The sequence below is a fragment of the Streptomyces scopuliridis RB72 genome (assembly GCF_000718095.1).
Taxonomy (GTDB): domain Bacteria; phylum Actinomycetota; class Actinomycetes; order Streptomycetales; family Streptomycetaceae; genus Streptomyces; species Streptomyces scopuliridis.
On sequence record NZ_JOEI01000014.1, the window covers coordinates 1 to 14,358 of the forward strand.

General features: G+C 69.4%; 18 protein-coding genes. 7 read left to right on the top strand and 11 right to left on the bottom strand.

Going from position 1 to position 14,358, the window contains the following annotated elements; genetic code table 11:
* Window positions 1-464: 464 nt before the first annotated feature.
* Entirely contained in the window at window positions 465-1,694 is a 1,230-nt protein-coding gene (locus tag IF11_RS0118715) for an NAD(P)-dependent malic enzyme (protein ID WP_030352776.1), read from the bottom strand.
* 522 nt (window positions 1,695-2,216) lie between these two features.
* Here IF11_RS0118715 and IF11_RS0118720 point away from each other — a divergent pair.
* The 3 genes from IF11_RS0118720 to IF11_RS0118730 are packed head-to-tail and all read left to right on the top strand — an operon-like array spanning window position 2,217 to window position 4,923.
* Window positions 2,217-3,170, top strand: a complete 954-nt coding sequence (locus IF11_RS0118720) for an ABC transporter substrate-binding protein (RefSeq protein ID WP_030352777.1) — start codon at window positions 2,217-2,219, stop codon at window positions 3,168-3,170.
* 44 nt (window positions 3,171-3,214) lie between these two features.
* Window positions 3,215-4,165, top strand: coding sequence for an amino acid ABC transporter permease (locus IF11_RS0118725; protein WP_030352778.1), 951 nt, complete (start codon window positions 3,215-3,217; stop codon window positions 4,163-4,165).
* Window positions 4,166-4,170: 5 nt separating this feature from the next.
* Window positions 4,171-4,923, top strand: a complete 753-nt coding sequence (locus IF11_RS0118730; protein ID WP_106979208.1) for an amino acid ABC transporter ATP-binding protein — start codon at window positions 4,171-4,173, stop codon at window positions 4,921-4,923.
* A gap of 81 nt (window positions 4,924-5,004) precedes the next feature.
* On the opposite strand, the gene IF11_RS0118735 is transcribed toward IF11_RS0118730, so the two are convergent.
* Window positions 5,005-5,826, bottom strand: coding sequence for a class I SAM-dependent methyltransferase (locus IF11_RS0118735; protein ID WP_030352780.1), 822 nt, complete (start codon window positions 5,824-5,826; stop codon window positions 5,005-5,007).
* A gap of 90 nt (window positions 5,827-5,916) precedes the next feature.
* Here IF11_RS0118735 and IF11_RS0118740 point away from each other — a divergent pair, with 90 nt between their 5' ends.
* Window positions 5,917-6,546 carry a CGNR zinc finger domain-containing protein gene (locus IF11_RS0118740; protein WP_030352781.1) on the top strand — a complete coding sequence of 210 codons (630 nt, stop codon included), beginning with the start codon at window positions 5,917-5,919 and terminating at the stop codon, window positions 6,544-6,546.
* Here IF11_RS0118740 and sodX read toward each other — a convergent pair.
* Window positions 6,450-6,866: a nickel-type superoxide dismutase maturation protease gene (sodX, locus tag IF11_RS39010; RefSeq protein ID WP_078490768.1), complete on the bottom strand. Its 417-nt coding sequence runs from the start codon at window positions 6,864-6,866 to the stop codon at window positions 6,450-6,452. The genes IF11_RS0118740 and sodX overlap by 97 nt on opposite strands.
* A gap of 150 nt (window positions 6,867-7,016) precedes the next feature.
* Here sodX and sodN point away from each other — a divergent pair, with 150 nt between their 5' ends.
* Window positions 7,017-7,412 carry a superoxide dismutase, Ni gene (sodN, locus tag IF11_RS0118745; RefSeq protein ID WP_030352782.1) on the top strand — a complete coding sequence of 132 codons (396 nt, stop codon included), beginning with the start codon at window positions 7,017-7,019 and terminating at the stop codon, window positions 7,410-7,412.
* A 128-nt stretch (window positions 7,413-7,540) separates the two neighbouring features.
* On the opposite strand, the gene IF11_RS0118750 is transcribed toward sodN, so the two are convergent.
* From IF11_RS0118750 to IF11_RS0118770, 5 genes are all read right to left on the bottom strand, one after another.
* Window positions 7,541-8,359 carry a class I SAM-dependent methyltransferase gene (locus IF11_RS0118750; protein ID WP_030352783.1) on the bottom strand — a complete coding sequence of 273 codons (819 nt, stop codon included), beginning with the start codon at window positions 8,357-8,359 and terminating at the stop codon, window positions 7,541-7,543.
* Between the two features lie 109 nt (window positions 8,360-8,468).
* The gene (locus IF11_RS42140) at window positions 8,469-8,648 is read right to left on the bottom strand and encodes a hypothetical protein (RefSeq protein ID WP_240627539.1); all 180 of its coding nucleotides are present in this window, start codon (window positions 8,646-8,648) and stop codon (window positions 8,469-8,471) included.
* A 54-nt stretch (window positions 8,649-8,702) separates the two neighbouring features.
* A complete protein-coding gene (locus IF11_RS0118760) occupies window positions 8,703-9,035 on the bottom strand; it encodes a hypothetical protein (protein ID WP_030352784.1) in 333 nt (110 codons plus the stop codon).
* Between the two features lie 108 nt (window positions 9,036-9,143).
* Complete coding sequence (locus IF11_RS0118765) at window positions 9,144-9,560, bottom strand: RidA family protein (RefSeq protein WP_030352785.1); 417 nt, start codon at window positions 9,558-9,560, stop codon at window positions 9,144-9,146.
* 115 nt (window positions 9,561-9,675) lie between these two features.
* On the bottom strand, window positions 9,676-10,641 hold the full coding sequence (locus tag IF11_RS0118770) for a LysR family transcriptional regulator (protein ID WP_078490769.1): 966 nt from the start codon (window positions 10,639-10,641) through the stop codon (window positions 9,676-9,678).
* A 191-nt stretch (window positions 10,642-10,832) separates the two neighbouring features.
* Between IF11_RS0118770 and snpA the strand changes: the two genes are divergently transcribed.
* Together snpA and IF11_RS0118780 are read left to right on the top strand one after the other, a co-directional pair.
* On the top strand, window positions 10,833-11,489 hold the full coding sequence (snpA, locus tag IF11_RS0118775) for a snapalysin (RefSeq protein WP_030352787.1): 657 nt from the start codon (window positions 10,833-10,835) through the stop codon (window positions 11,487-11,489).
* A gap of 105 nt (window positions 11,490-11,594) precedes the next feature.
* Complete coding sequence (locus IF11_RS0118780; protein ID WP_106979204.1) at window positions 11,595-12,263, top strand: hypothetical protein; 669 nt, start codon at window positions 11,595-11,597, stop codon at window positions 12,261-12,263.
* A gap of 227 nt (window positions 12,264-12,490) precedes the next feature.
* Here IF11_RS0118780 and IF11_RS0118785 read toward each other — a convergent pair whose 3' ends face one another.
* From IF11_RS0118785 to IF11_RS0118795, 3 genes are all read right to left on the bottom strand, one after another.
* Window positions 12,491-12,934, bottom strand: coding sequence for a DUF6304 family protein (locus tag IF11_RS0118785; RefSeq protein ID WP_030352789.1), 444 nt, complete (start codon window positions 12,932-12,934; stop codon window positions 12,491-12,493).
* A 43-nt stretch (window positions 12,935-12,977) separates the two neighbouring features.
* Window positions 12,978-13,562: a dihydrofolate reductase family protein gene (locus IF11_RS0118790; protein ID WP_030352790.1), complete on the bottom strand. Its 585-nt coding sequence runs from the start codon at window positions 13,560-13,562 to the stop codon at window positions 12,978-12,980.
* A 130-nt stretch (window positions 13,563-13,692) separates the two neighbouring features.
* The gene (locus tag IF11_RS0118795; protein WP_030352791.1) at window positions 13,693-14,304 is read right to left on the bottom strand and encodes a GNAT family N-acetyltransferase; all 612 of its coding nucleotides are present in this window, start codon (window positions 14,302-14,304) and stop codon (window positions 13,693-13,695) included.
* Between the last annotated feature and the right edge of the window lie 54 nt (window positions 14,305-14,358).

Consider the following 14,358-nt stretch of genomic DNA (forward strand, 5'->3'; position numbering starts at 1 on the left):
CCGGACTGCTTTCCTCACCGCGCTTCGCGCGAGCTGCGACGCTTTACGTCCGGACACGCACCTCCTCCGACCCCGACCCCCTCCCCCCGGCGGTCCCCCCCAGCCTCCGCCCAGCTGGAGGTCAGGGGTGGGTTCCGCCCGGTGGGTCCCGTCAACCCGCCGCTCCGGTGGGAGGTGAGGGAGTGCGACCCGGTGGCCCCCCCTTCTCGCCGCTGCGGCGACGGTCAGTGGGCCGGGTACGGGAGGGTGCCGCCGCCTCCCCCGCCCGCCCCGCGCACGGCCGCGCCGCCTGTGCGGGCAGTGAAGGGGGGCGCGCAGGGGTCGTGTCCGGGACACTAAAGCGTGATTTGTGGCGCGTGACCGCCCGAACCCATCGTCAGGCCAGCTGCGCGCCGTAAAGCGCACCGCACCCCGACCACCGGCCCCCGCCGAAACGCACCCCGGTCAACACCCCCGCCGGGAGGCTACCGCCGCGCCACGCCCTCCGATCGCGCCGCCGCCGCCACCGCCGCCGTCACCGCCGGGGCCACCCGCTCGTCGAACGGCGACGGAATCACGTAATCCGCCGCCAGCTCCTCGCCGACAACGTCGGCCAACGCGTTGGCCGCCGCGATCTTCATGCCCTCCGTGATCCGCGACGCCCGGACCTGGAGCGCGCCCGCGAAAATCCCCGGGAAGGCCAGCACGTTGTTGATCTGGTTCGGGTAGTCGGAGCGCCCGGTGGCCACGACGGACGCGTACTGGTGCGCGATGTCGGGGTGGACCTCCGGGTTCGGGTTGGCCATCGCAAAGACGAACGCGTCCGGCGCCATCGACGCGACCGCCGGCTCCGGGACCGTACCGCCGGAGACGCCGATGAAGACGTCCGCGCCGGCGAGCGCGGACTCCAGCGTGCCGGAGAGCCCGGCGCGGTTGGTGATCTCGGCCAGCTCGCGCTTGACGTCGGTGAGGTCGTCGCGGTCGCGGCTGACGACGCCCTTGCGGTCGGCGACGGCGACATCGCCGATGCCCGCCTCCAGCAGGAACTTGGCGATGGCGACCCCCGCCGCCCCCGCGCCCGAGATGACGGCGCGCAAGTCGCCGAGCTCACGCTTCGTCAGTTTCGCCGCGTTGCGCAGGGCGGCGAGCGTCACGACGGCCGTGCCGTGCTGGTCGTCGTGGAAGACGGGGATGTCCAGCCGTTCCTGGAGCCTGCGCTCGATCTCGAAGCAGCGCGGCGCCGAGATGTCTTCCAGGTTGACGCCGCCGAAGGACGGCGCGAGCCGCACGACGGTGTCGATGATCTCGTCCGTGTCGGTGGTCGCGAGCGCCAGCGGCACCGCGTCGACCCCGCCGAACTGCTTGAACAGGATCGCCTTGCCCTCCATCACGGGGAGCGAGGCCTCCGGCCCGATGTCGCCGAGTCCGAGCACCGCCGTACCGTCCGTCACGACGGCGACGACCTGCGACTTCCAGGTGTAGTCGTGCACCAGCTCGGGCCGCTCGGCGATCGCGCTGCACACCTTCGCGACGCCGGGGGTGTACGCGAGGGACAGATCGTCCTTGTCACGCACCGGGACGGTGGCCACGATGGCCATCTTGCCGCCGCGGTGCAGCGCGAAGGCCGGATCGAAGGGCTCGTCCGGAGCACTCTCCGTACCGGCCTGATTGTCGGTGGCGCTGTCGCTGCGAGGATTGACAATCTCCGCTGCCATGTGGATGACCCCTTAAGTCTTCATCAGTTGAGGGTTGCCGCTCCTGGTTGAGGAGGGGTGGGTGGGCACCGCGTGCGCGATCCGCGCCGGCGGTTGGTCCGCTCGGCCCGGAAAGGCGGTACGTACGCGCGGGCGCGCCGCACACGCGCCCTGGGCCCCGGATGAGGGGTGTAATCGTCCTTCTTACCGGACGGACCGCATCGTTCACGAGTCCATATCTCCCCGGTGAGATGACTCATAGCCGAATATTCGGACACTTCCGGTAAGCGGCATGAATCACGTTCTGGAAAGGAAACGGACCGGAGATTATCCGGCCGGAAGAAGATATTCCAGCAGATGGTCCGGTCTTGATGTACCGCCATGCCGGGGTTAGGGGGTCTCCCGTTACCCGATTTTGACATGCCGGGTCCCCTGAATGGGCCAGTCCGAATGGCAAGATGCCCTAATCACACTCGGTCGCGACACTCGAAGACGCGTGCTCGGCCACTTGGCAGCTCCCTCATCCGCCGGAGGATCCTGATCATGACCGCAAGCACCACCCGCCGGACGACCGTCGCGAAGTCCAGGATCGCCGCGGTCGGCGCGCTCGCGGTCGCGGGCACCCTGCTGCTGACCGCCTGTGGCGACCAGACCGAGAGCGCCAAGAAGGACAGCGGTTCCTCCACCGCCCCGCTCTTCGACGAGCTGCCGAAGGCGATCCAGGACAAGGGCGTCATCAAGGTCGGCTCGGACATCGCGTACCCGCCGGTGGAGTTCAAGGACAAGTCCGGCAAGACCGTCGGCATCGACCCGGATCTCGCCGACGCGCTCGGTAAGCAGCTCGGTGTGAAGTTCGAGTTCGAGAACGGCACCTTCGACACCCTGCTGACCGGTCTGCGGTCGAAGCGGTACGACATCGCCATGTCGGCCATGACGGACACCAAGGACCGGCAGAACGGTGTGGACGGCGACACCGGCAAGAAGGTCGGCGAGGGCGTCGACTTCGTCGACTACTTCACCGCCGGTGTCTCGATCTACACCAAGAAGGGCGACGACAAGGGGATCACCACCTGGTCCGACCTCTGCGGCAAGAAGATGGTCGTCCAGCGCGGCACCGTCTCGCACGATCTGGCCAAGTCCGAGAGCGAGAAGTGCACGAAGGCCGGCAAGGGCAAGATCACGCTGGAGGCCTTCGACAACGACCTGGAGGCGCAGACCCGGCTGCGCGGCGGCGGCGCGGACGCGGGCTCCAGTGACTTCCCGGTCGCGGCGTACGCGGTGAAGACCTCGGGCGGCGGCAATGACTTCCAGCTGGTCGGTGAGCAGGTCGAGGCCGCTCCGTACGGTATCGCCGTCGCCAAGAACAACCCGCTGACGAAGGCGCTCCAGTCCGCGCTGGAGGCGATCATCAAGAACGGCGAGTACGACAAGGTCATCGCCAAGTGGGGCGTCGAGGACGGCGCGGTCAAGGAAGCCAAGCTCAACGGCGGCTCCTGATTCCGCGCCCGCTCCGAAGGCTCTGAAAGGCATAGGCAACATCCGTGACGGTTGACATCGACAAGTCGGACGACCCCAAGGAAGGCCCACGGGACGCGTCGTCCACCGCACCGGAATCCATCAAGGCGATTCCGGTGCGGCACTACGGGCGGTACGTGTCCGCGGTCGTCGCGATCGGCGTGCTGGTCGCGCTCGTGTACGCGTTCGCGCAGGGGGACGTGAACTGGGGCGCCATCCCCGACTACTTCTTCGACGGCCAGATCCTGACCGGCGTCAAGAACACCGTGATCATCACGGTGCTCGCGATGCTCCTCGGAGTGGTGCTCGGCATCATCCTGGCGGTGATGCGGCTCTCCAAGAACCCGGTGACGTCCGCCATCGCGTGGTTCTACATCTGGTTCTTCCGCGGCACGCCCGTCTACGTACAGCTGCTGGTCTGGTTCAACCTGGGCATCGTCTTCGAGTACATCAACCTCGGGCCCGTCTACAAGGACGAGTGGTCCTCGTTCATGACCCCGTTCCTGTGCGCGCTGCTGGGCCTCGGGCTCAATGAGGCGGCGTACATGGCGGAGATCTGCCGGGCGGGCCTCCAGGCGGTCGACGAGGGCCAGACCGAGGCGGCGCACGCGCTGGGCATGAGCCACGCCAAGACGCTGCGCCGGATCGTCGTGCCCCAGGCGATGCGGGTGATCGTGCCGCCCACGGGCAACGAGGTCATCAACATGCTGAAGACCTCGTCGCTGGCGGTGGCGGTGCAGTACACCGAGCTGCTGCGCGCGACCCAGAACGTGGCGCAGACCTCGGGCGCCACGGTGGAGATGCTGTTCCTGGCGGCGGTCTGGTACATGATCCTGACGTCGGTGCTCAGCGTCGGCCAGTACTACCTGGAGCGCCACTACGCGCGCGGGTCGAGCCGCAGCCTGCCGATGACCCCGTTCCAGCGCGTCCGCGTCAACTTGCTGTCCCTCGGCCGGCCCAAGGGAGGCATGGCATGACCCAGATGGTGAAGGCCGAGGGCGTACACAAGTCCTTCGGCGCCGCCCATATCCTCAAGGGCATCGATCTGGAGGTCGCCCCGCGCGAGGTCTTCTGTCTGATCGGCCCGTCCGGTTCCGGCAAGTCGACCTTCCTGCGGTGCATCAACCACCTGGAGAAGATCAACGCGGGCCGGCTGTCGGTCGACGGCGAGCTGGTCGGCTACCGCCAGAAGGGCGACAAGCTGTACGAGCTGAAGGACAGCGAGGTCGCCAGGAAGCGCCGGGACATCGGCATGGTCTTCCAGCGCTTCAATCTCTTTCCGCACATGACGGCGGTCGAGAACATCATGGAGGCGCCGATCCAGGTGCGCGGCGAGGCGAAGGCCGTGGCCCGCGCCCGCGCCGAGCGGCTGCTGGACCGGGTCGGGCTCTCCGACAAGGCCGGCAGCTATCCGTCGCAGCTCTCGGGCGGCCAGCAGCAGCGGGTGGCGATCGCCCGCGCGCTGGCGATGGAGCCCAAGCTGATGCTCTTCGACGAGCCCACGTCGGCGCTCGACCCGGAGCTGGTGGGCGATGTGCTCGATGTGATGCGCGATCTGGCGCAGGACGGTATGACGATGATCGTGGTCACCCATGAGATGGGCTTCGCGCGCGAGGTCGGTGACGCGCTGGTCTTCATGGACGATGGTGTGGTCGTCGAATCGGGCCATCCGCGCGATGTGCTGACGAACCCTCAGCACGACCGGACGAAGTCGTTCCTGTCGAAGGTGCTGTAGGACGGGGAGGGGCGGTACGGACGTCACCCGTCCGTACCGCCCCTCACCCGTATGCCGGCCTCGGTGCCGCCTCGGTGCCGCCTATTTGAGCGCGAGGACGAGAGAGTCGGACGGGGAGGACCAGACCGCCCGTACCTCGTCGAAGCCCGCCTCACGCAGCTTCCGCGCGTGCCAGTCCACGGATGGAGTATCGCCTTCCGCGTGTTCGCCGTAGATCCTGAAGCGCTCGGCGGTCGGTCCCGCGAGGACCGGATCCCGGCCGGCGAGCTCCCACCAGTCCGCCCAGTCGAGGGCGCCCGCGGCCCTGGCGCGGTCCATTCCGGCGTGCCGGTGGGCGCGCTCGATCGCGTTGATCCTGGGCGTGGAGCCGTCCGTCATATGGTCGGCGTTCATGAAGACGCCGCCGTCCCTGACCAGGCCCCCGAGCTGCCCGTACAGCGCCGCGAGCGGTTCGGCGCGCAGCCAGTGGAGGGCGGTCGCGGTCAGTACGGCGTCGTACGAGGCGCCCGGCAGGAGCGCCGTCCAGCCCGGGTCCTTCAGGTCGGCGGTCACGAAGCTGACGCGCTCGTCCCCGGCGAAGTAGCCGCGGGCGATGGCGAGGAGCGCGGGGTCGAGGTCGACGCCGGTGCTGGTCGCTCCGGGGAACCGGCGGAGCAGCCTGTCCGTGATACTTCCCGTACCGCAGGCGAGGTCGAGCACGCGCGGTTCGGGGCCCACCGCGGCCTCGACCATGTCCAGCATGACCCGGAAGCGCTCCTCGCGGTCGGGCATGTACCACTCCTGCTGGCGGTCCCAGCTCTCCTGCCAGCCGCGCCAGTCGGTCGCCGCCGGCTCGCCGGTCCCTGTCGGCTCGCCGGTCCCCGTACTCGTGACGCCCGTATCCGTGGTTCCCGTCTCCGTCATGGAAACCCTCCTCTGTAATACCCTAGAAGCACAACCAGCCATTACACCGATTACCCTCCAGACCTTAGACCGCTTCCGTAAGGACTACAAGTGGAACTGGCCTCTTACTCGGACTCCGCCGTACGACTGGTCAACACCGAGGAACCGGCCCGCGGTACGGACACCCTGACCTCGGTCGAGGCCGTCCGCGCCCTCTTCGGCCCCAGCTCCCAGGCGGCCCGCCGCGCCACCGACGCGGACGTCACCCGCTTCCGGTCGGTACGGGCCCGGCTGCGCGCGGTCTTCACCGCCGCCGACGAGGGCGAGGCCACCCAGGCGGTGGACCTGCTCAACTCACTGCTGCTCGAATTCCCGGTCAGCCCGCAGATCTCCGGCCATGACTTCCTGGACGACGAGGGCCATCCGCGCTGGCACATGCATCTCGCGGACCACCCCTCCAACGCGACCGCGGGGTTCGCGGCGACGGCGGCGATGGGGCTCGCGTTCCACCTCACGGAATACGGCGTCGACCGGCTCGGCCTGTGCCAGGCGCCGCCCTGCCGCAACGCCTATCTGGACACGTCGACCAACCGCTCGCGCCGCTACTGCTCGGACCGCTGCGCGACCCGCGCCAACGTCGCCGCCTACCGGGCCCGCAAACGCCTGGAGACCGAGCGCTCGGCCAGCACCGGCCGCAGCGCCGACACCAGCCAGGACAGCACGGCGCGCGCCGACCGCTGATCCCCCAGCGGCCGGTACCGCGCCCGCACGCGCCCCAGCAGCAGTTCCTCGGGCACCGTGCCGAACACCCGGCTGTCCCCCTCGGCCCCCGGATTGTCCCCGAGCACCCACCACCCACCGTCGCGCCGCTCCACCAGCCGCTTCACGATGAGCAAGTCCTGTTGCAGCGGATGTTTCAGCACCGCCACATCGCCCGGCTTGAGGGGAGCGCGATAGTGCACGAGGAGCTGATCGCCGTGCCTGAGCGTCGGATACATGGACGGACCCATCACTTCAGCGATCCCCAACGACACCTTCGACTCCCGCCCGTGCTCCGCCATTCGGCACCTCCCGGTCCCACGGTACGTTCCGCCGCCCGTCCCATACTGACCCCGGACTTTTGTCCTAAGCCCCAGGGGGCACCCGCGAAAACAGGCTTCTCACGGAGTAATGTCCCACCTGAGAAGACGATCACGAGGAAGGACAGCTCCATGCTTTCCCGCCTGTTTGCCCCCAAGGTGAAGGTCAGCGCCCACTGCGACCTCCCCTGCGGCGTGTACGACCCGGCCCAGGCCCGCATCGAGGCCGAGTCGGTCAAGGCCGTCCAGGAGAAGATGCAGGGCAACGACGACGCCCACTTCCAGGCGCGCGCGACAGTCATCAAGGAGCAGCGCGCCGAGCTCGCGAAGCACCATGTCTCGGTGCTCTGGAGCGACTACTTCAAGCCCCCGCACTTCGAGAAGTACCCGGAGCTGCACCAGCTGGTCAACGACACCCTGAAGGCGCTGTCGACCGCGAAGGGCTCGAAGGACCCGGCCACGGGCCAGAAGGCCCTGGACTACATCGCCCAGATCGACAAGATCTTCTGGGAGACGAAGAAGGCCTGATCGCCGATCATGCCGCTTGACCTGCGGTTACATCACACGCAGCGTTGTGCTTCCGCACCCGGTCCCCAGGACTCCATACCCGGAGCCCCTGCGGGACCGGGTGCGGTCGCGCAGTTCCACTCCGCCTTCTAGCGACGGCAGACGAGGATGCCGCCCAGGCACGTGACCTCGAAGGCCCTGTGCCGGGCGATGTGATCGACGAGGATCGTGCGGGCCCGCTCGATCGTGGCGTCGAACGGCACGTCGTGCTGGTCCGCCCATGCCCGGTAGGAGGCCATGTACGCGATGACCGGCTCGGGATCGTGGACCGTGATGGTGCCGGGCAGTTCGATCGTCTCCACGCGGCCGAACTCCTCGCCCAGGAAGGCCGGGGCCTTCTCCAGGGAGAAGCGGGCACTGAGCGAGATGCGGGCAGGGCCGCGTCCGGTGCCGAGCACGTCGCCCGCGGCCCGCTGCCACAAGTCGTCCAGTGCGGCCTTGTCCCGGTCGCTGTTGGTGGAAGCGATCACCAGCCCGTCGCGGGCAACGACGCGGGACAACTCCCGTACCGTCCGTGGGATGTCAGGAACGTGGTAGAGCATGTGCAGCGCCAAAGCGGCGTCGACGCCCTCCGTGACCAGCGGCAGGCGGGTGGCTTCCGCCACGGCGACCGGGCCGGGTACGCCGGCGAGGATGCCGGGGGCGATGTCCAGGCCGAGCAGGGCCAGGTCGGGCCGGTCCTGGCGGAGCCGCTGGATGAACTTGCCGTTGCCGCAGCCGACATCGACGACCCGCCCGTGCACGCCGCTCAGTTGCTCGGCGACGAGGCCGGGCAGGTCGTAGCGAGGCGTCTGCCACTGGTAGAGCGACTGACGGGCGGCCAGGTGCCGGTCGCTGTTGTACGCGCTTCCAGCGAGGCGGGCCCGGTCGGTGACGGCGGCATCGTGTGCGGCGGACAGTTCGGTCACGTCGTCAGCTCCGGTGGTCGGGTGGCGGGTGAGGCCGCGAGGACGGCCGTGCGCTGAAGCCGTTCGCGTAGGTGTGCGGCCTGCGCGGCTCCACCGTACTGCGGCCCGCTCAGCTCCCGGCCGAGAGCGGTGAGCCGGCGCACGTGCCCGCCGACATACGCTCGGGCGGGGAGTCGAGGACAAAGCCGAGCATCGACTCGGTGCCGTCCAGGTCGCCGACCGCGTGGTCGCCGTCCTCAGCGCCGCGACAGAACCGGCTCGCGGCGCCCGCGCCGGCGATGGCCCGCACGGGCACGCAGGAGAAGGCCGAATCCCAGCATGCCCCGACCACGGTTCCTGGGGCTCAAGCGTTGGGGAACGGGGTGTCGCTCCAGCGGAACCAGGCTTGGTCGTTCTGGATGTGCAGGAGGAATTCCGGTACCGGGCCGTCCGGGGACACCAGGGCGACCGCTCGTACGACGTCGTCGTACGCCGCCTCCCAGGCGTCGGGCTCTTCGTTCACTCGGTCCAGGAGGGCCAGTTCGCGGTCGAACACGGGCTTCACCGCGGGGAATCCGGGGCCCGGGGTGAAGTGGCCGCTGAGCCAGGGGAAGTCCGCGTCTTCGATGGTGATGTCGCCCACCGGCTGTTCGTCGTGGCGTGAGACGACGTGCCAGATCTCGTCCGTAAAGCCCATCGGCTCCTCCTACTGTCCGTGCACCGCGCACCGCGCCGATACGGGGCAGCATCTCAGAGGGGACTGACAACGGCTTCCGTTCGCTCCGCGCGGGTGCGGAGCGGGGTGTCAGGGGACCAGCGGGGTGTCAGGGACCTCGGCCACCGCCGTGATCTCCACCAGTTGTCCCGTGTAGCCGAGGCAGGTGACCCCGAGCAGGGTGGAGGTGTGCGGGGCCAGGGTGAGGCCGCTTTTGCGGACCACCTCCCAGACGCGGCTGAGATCGGCCGGGGTCGTCGCGGCCACGTACACCGTGGTCGCCACGACGTCGGACAGGCCGCAGCCGATCGCGCGCAGGGCGGTCTCCAGATTGGCGAGAACCTGCCCTGTCTGGGCCACGGGATCGCCGGGGCCGACGAGTGTGCCGTCGGCGTCGAGCGGTACGGAGCCGGCGAGGAAGGCGAGGCGCCGGTCCGTTTCGACGATCGCGGTGTGCGCGTAGTCGGGCGGCGGGAACAGACCGGGCACGGTCATGCGGTGAGCCATTGTCACTCCTCGGGGGCCCGTCGGATACGGGCACGGGCTCCTTCCTACTCAGCCGGACCCGGCATGATCAACCGGTTTTCCGGCTGCACTCCCCCACGTAGCGGCGCAACGGCTCTCAGGCCGCCGGCGCGTGCAGCAGTGGGCTCTTGTGGGCGGTGAGCCATCGGCGGTAGTCGACCGCGCGCAGCGCCGCCTCCCGGTACGACGCCTCCAGGTCCGCGAACACCTCATCGCGGCCGCCCGCTCCCACCGCGCCCGGCCGCGAGAACAGCAGCAGCCGCACCGCCAGCGGATCGTCCCGTAGCGGCCGGATCGCCATGTCGTCGCGCGGGCCCGACGTCGGCTGGCAGGGCGCGACCGCCTCGCCGACCGCGATCAGTGAGGCCGCCGTGAGGTAATCCCCGTGCAGCACCGGCGGGTTGAGCCCGGCCGCGCCCAATACCCGGAGCAGCCCGTCCCATTCACCGTCCACCGTGGGATCGACCATCCAGCGGTCCTCGGCGAGATCCGCGAGTTCCACGACCGGGCTGCAGGCCGCCGGATGGTCCCGGGCCATGGAGATGAACTGCGGTTCCCGTTCCACCAGTACGCGCCGCTCCAGCCCCTCGGGAACGAGCAGCGGGCAGCCCTCCACCTCGTGTACGAACGCGACGTCGAGCTGACCCGCGGCGAGCATCCGCAGCAACGCGTTGGCGGAGACGTCCATATGGAGCGAGATATCCGTACCGGGCAGCCGGTTTCTGAGCCGGCGCAGCCATCCCACCAGCGCGCGGCTCGCGGTGGAGCCGATCCGCAGCCTCGGCCCGTCGGCCAGGCCGGCCGCCGCCCGCGCCTCGGTGACCAGCGCGGCCATGCCGGAGACGAGCGGGCGGGCCCGGCTCAGTACCGAGCGGCCCAGCGGGGTGGGCCGGCAGCCGGTACGTTCCCGGGAGAACAGCTCCGCGCCCAACGCGTTCTCGATACGCCGCAATTGAGTGGTCAGGGAGGGCTGGCTCATCCCCAGCTGTCGCGCCGCCTTGTGCAGACTGCCGGCGTCGGCTATGGCACACAAGGCACGCAGATGTCTCACCTCCAGCTCCATGCCCAGAGAGTAGAGCGGCCTCCCCGGGCCACACCAGATGTCCAAATCCCTTTAATTGGCGGCGCATTCGACGATATGCGGCCAGGGTGATGCGCTCGTGTTATCGCTCTTTGACATCATCCGCACAAGGGCGGACTCCCCGAGACTCTGCGGTACCCAACCCGTTCAACAGATGAGCAGGAGCCCCCCACATGAGACACCCCAAGACCGCCATTTCCGCCATCGCCGGTATCGGTCTCGCCTTCGCGACGCTCGGTGTCGCGCCCACCGCCACCGCCGCCCCGGCCCCCGCCGGCGAGGCCGCCACCTCCTCGTACGCCGCCTACGAGGGCTCGAAGGCGGAGGCCGCGGGCAACAAGGCGTTCTTCGATGCCGTACTGAAGTCGGTCGCCGAGAAGCGTGCCGCGAACCCCGGCGCCCAGGCCGTCACCGTGGTCTACAACGCGTCGAACGCGCCCACGTTCGCCGGCCAGATAGCCAGCTCCACCTCGATATGGAACAGCGCCGTCTCCAATGTGAAGCTCCAGGCGGGCAGCAACGCGGACTTCACGTACTACGAGGGCAATGACTCGCGCGGCTCGTACGCGAGCACCGACGGTCACGGCCGCGGCTACATCTTCCTGGACTACGCGCAGAACCAGCAGTACAACTCCACGCGCGTCACCGCCCACGAGACCGGGCACGTCCTCGGCCTCCCCGACCACTACTCGGGCCCGTGCAGCGAGCTGATGTCCGGTGGCGGCCCCGGCACCTCCTGCCAGAACGCCCAGCCGAACGCGGCTGAGCGCTCCCGGGTCAACACCCTGTGGGCGAACGGCCTCGCCGCCGCGCTGGCCAAGGTCTCCTGACCTCCCCCACGGAGACCATCCGCCCGACCTCCCTCGCGTGACTGGGGGCGCCCCGAACCCACCAAGGGGCGCCCCTTCGCGTGTCCCCCTTGGTAACGTCTCTCGGTGGACTTCAGTACGGAGACCGGCGCGTCGCCCCGACGCCCTACCGCCCGCGAACTCGGCCCGACCATCGAGGGCGATTTCGAGACACTCCTGACCGTACGGGCCGACCGCCCGGACCGGGTCGCGTGTCTCCACGACTGGGCCGCCGCCCAGGGCCTCACGGTCACCCACGTCGTCCTGGACCGCGGCCGAACCCCGTCCCGGCCGACGCTCACCCTGTCCGGCACAGGCACACTGGACGAGCAACGCCGGGCCGCCGAGCGGTGTGCGGAGCGCCTCGCGGAGGCCGGATTCCCCGTCGTACGTACGAAGCTGGTGGCGGCGCCCTGGAACGAGGGCGTGCCGCAGACCGACGCCGAGGCCGCGACGCTGCCCACGTACTGCCACTTCGAGCACCACGTCACGCTTCGCCTGCCGATCCCGTACGACACCCAGCGCCTGGCCGCGGTCGCCGAACGGCACAGCGCGCATGTCTCGCGCGCCGCGCGCCGGGTGCTGTCCCGCGGGGTCCAGGAGCGCTCCGTGACACAGCGCGCCCGTGGTGTCGGCAGACCGGCGGCGCGCGCCCGGCTGGACGCGCTGCTCGACGGCCTGATGGTGGCCGGATTCCAACCGGCGGACATCGCGGAGGAGTTCGTCCTCCACGACGACGCCCCGGTCCCTGACTAGGGCGTGTTTCGAAAGTCCCGCCTGGCCCGCGACGCCCGGCACGCACACTCGCCGCGTTGTCGGAGTCGCCCAAGTACGGCCGGGCCATCCACAACGCCGATCCTCCGCCTTGCGATCGCACGCACCGGACGCCGCGGGCCCCGCCCTCCGGGCGGCCGGCGCTACTTTCGAAACACGCCCTGGAACAGGTCCTCGACTGGAACAGCCCAGTCCCGGGGCTCAGTCCGTCAGGACGCTCCCACCAGCGGCCGGTCGCCCAGTTCCGTACCGTCCGGCAGCTGGCGCCGGATCCGGCCGAGCGCCTCCTCGAAGCCGCCCCCGGCGATCCCCGACGCGTAGGCCGCCCCGCCGCAGTGCAGTGTCAGGCTCAGCTCCGCCCGGCCGACCGGCCCCTCGGCCGCCCGCTCACCGAGCGTCAGCAGACAGCTGAGCGTGGCCTGCTGGACCGCGCCGGCCGAGCTCACGGGCAGCGGTATGTCCCATTCCATGACGCAGGACGTCAGCAGCCCGCCCGCCCCCACCGCTTCCAGGACGGCGAAATCCGCCCCTTCGTACTCAACTCCCCTGATGTGAGTACGTACGTGCTGTCCACCCGCGCTCAGGGTGATCGCTTCCGCGCCCAGGCGGTCCCGGTACCAACCCGCCCATGAATCCGTCGACTCCGCTGTCATGGCGCGGACTGTAGCGGTAGCGGATCTTCCGTCGCAGCACGGGTCACGGCTTCCGGTCATACTTCCTCACGAGCACACCGTTCCCGAACGTCCTGACGGACTCCAAGGTGAACTCGCTGAGGGCGAAATCCGTCGCGAACATCGGCATCCCCGAGCCGAGGACCAGCGGATACGTCTTGATGATCAGCTCGTCGATCTCCTCGGTCAACTGCCCGGCGAGATCGGCGCCGCCGCAGAGATAGATCCCCAGCCCGCCCTCCTCGGCCTTCAGCTCGCGCACCTTCGCGGCCACGTCCCCGGAGACGATCTCGACCGCCGGATCCGGGCTCTCCTTGATGCTGCGCGACACCACGTACTGCCGCAGATGCGCGTACGGGCTGGTGACCCCGTTCTCCAGGGCAAGGTCGTAACTGGCCCTGCCCTGGATTACGGTGTCGAAGTGACGGTTCTCCAGATCGTCGATACCGAAGGGCCGGCGGCCATGGGTGGGCAGGGTCTCCGGGTACTCCGCCTTCAGGAACGCGAAGAACTCGTCGTCCACGAAGGGCAGGAAGGCCGTCGCGTCGCCCGAAGGGTCGCCGATGAAGCCGTCGATCGATACCGCGATGTAGTACGTGAGCTTGCGCAAACCGGATCCTCCGGGCCTCTGGACGACAGGAATGGGCCGGCGCGCCGAAGGATCGCTCGACCCGCTTGACCACTGCACTCATAGTGCTTTGGGTGTAGTGGTTACGCAAGCGGATTTCCCCGTGCCCTCCTCAGCCGCCCCGCGGTTCCCGCCACATGGGCCACATATGCGGCCCGTCCGGGAGGTCGACCGTGCTGCCCATGAAGCTGAACCCGAGCCGTTCGTACAGCCGCCGGCTCCGCTCGCTGCTCGCCTCCAGATAGGCCGGAAGCCCCTCGCGGTCGCAGCGCTCCAGCACGGGTTCGATCAGCGCCCGGCCCAGTCCCCGGCCCTGGTGCTCCGGGGAGACCGCGATCATCAGCAGATACGCGTGCGCGCGGTCGTGCGGATGGATCGCACCCGTCAGCCGGCCGACCAGCTCGGCCCGCTCGTTGTCCGGATCGGCGATCGCCCGCATCCGGGCCGGGGTGTCGTCCTCCTCGTCCGGCAGGCCCGCCGGCACCGGGAGCCAGAGCGCCATGGCCGTCTCGTCCTCCAGGATGTCCACCCACCCCTCGGCGAGCGCGACATCGGCGAACACCCCGAGGAAGAGACCGTGCACCCGGTGGCGGTGGGCCTTGTCGGGAAAGACCCAGCAGCTCACCGGGTCGTCGTCGAAGGCCTCTTCGAGCAGCCGTACCAAGACCGGCCGGTCGCTCTCCCCCGCCCGTCTGATCCCCGCCCGCCTTATCCCCGCACCCATCTTCTGGCCCTCCTCCGGATCACGACCGTCACGTCAATACGACGAAGTGATCCT

Coding starts and splice junctions, on each gene's coding strand:
- IF11_RS0118715 (WP_030352776.1), bottom strand. CDS start 1,694: ATGGCAGCGGAGATTGTCAATCCTCGCAGCGACAGCGCCACCGACAAT.
- IF11_RS0118720 (WP_030352777.1), top strand. CDS start 2,217: ATGACCGCAAGCACCACCCGCCGGACGACCGTCGCGAAGTCCAGGATC.
- IF11_RS0118730 (WP_106979208.1), top strand. CDS start 4,171: ATGGTGAAGGCCGAGGGCGTACACAAGTCCTTCGGCGCCGCCCATATC.
- IF11_RS0118735 (WP_030352780.1), bottom strand. CDS start 5,826: ATGACGGAGACGGGAACCACGGATACGGGCGTCACGAGTACGGGGACC.
- sodX (WP_078490768.1), bottom strand. CDS start 6,866: ATGGCGGAGCACGGGCGGGAGTCGAAGGTGTCGTTGGGGATCGCTGAA.
- sodN (WP_030352782.1), top strand. CDS start 7,017: ATGCTTTCCCGCCTGTTTGCCCCCAAGGTGAAGGTCAGCGCCCACTGC.
- IF11_RS0118760 (WP_030352784.1), bottom strand. CDS start 9,035: ATGGGCTTTACGGACGAGATCTGGCACGTCGTCTCACGCCACGACGAA.
- IF11_RS0118765 (WP_030352785.1), bottom strand. CDS start 9,560: ATGGCTCACCGCATGACCGTGCCCGGTCTGTTCCCGCCGCCCGACTAC.
- IF11_RS0118770 (WP_078490769.1), bottom strand. CDS start 10,641: ATGGAGCTGGAGGTGAGACATCTGCGTGCCTTGTGTGCCATAGCCGAC.
- snpA (WP_030352787.1), top strand. CDS start 10,833: ATGAGACACCCCAAGACCGCCATTTCCGCCATCGCCGGTATCGGTCTC.
- IF11_RS0118785 (WP_030352789.1), bottom strand. CDS start 12,934: ATGACAGCGGAGTCGACGGATTCATGGGCGGGTTGGTACCGGGACCGC.
- IF11_RS0118795 (WP_030352791.1), bottom strand. CDS start 14,304: ATGGGTGCGGGGATAAGGCGGGCGGGGATCAGACGGGCGGGGGAGAGC.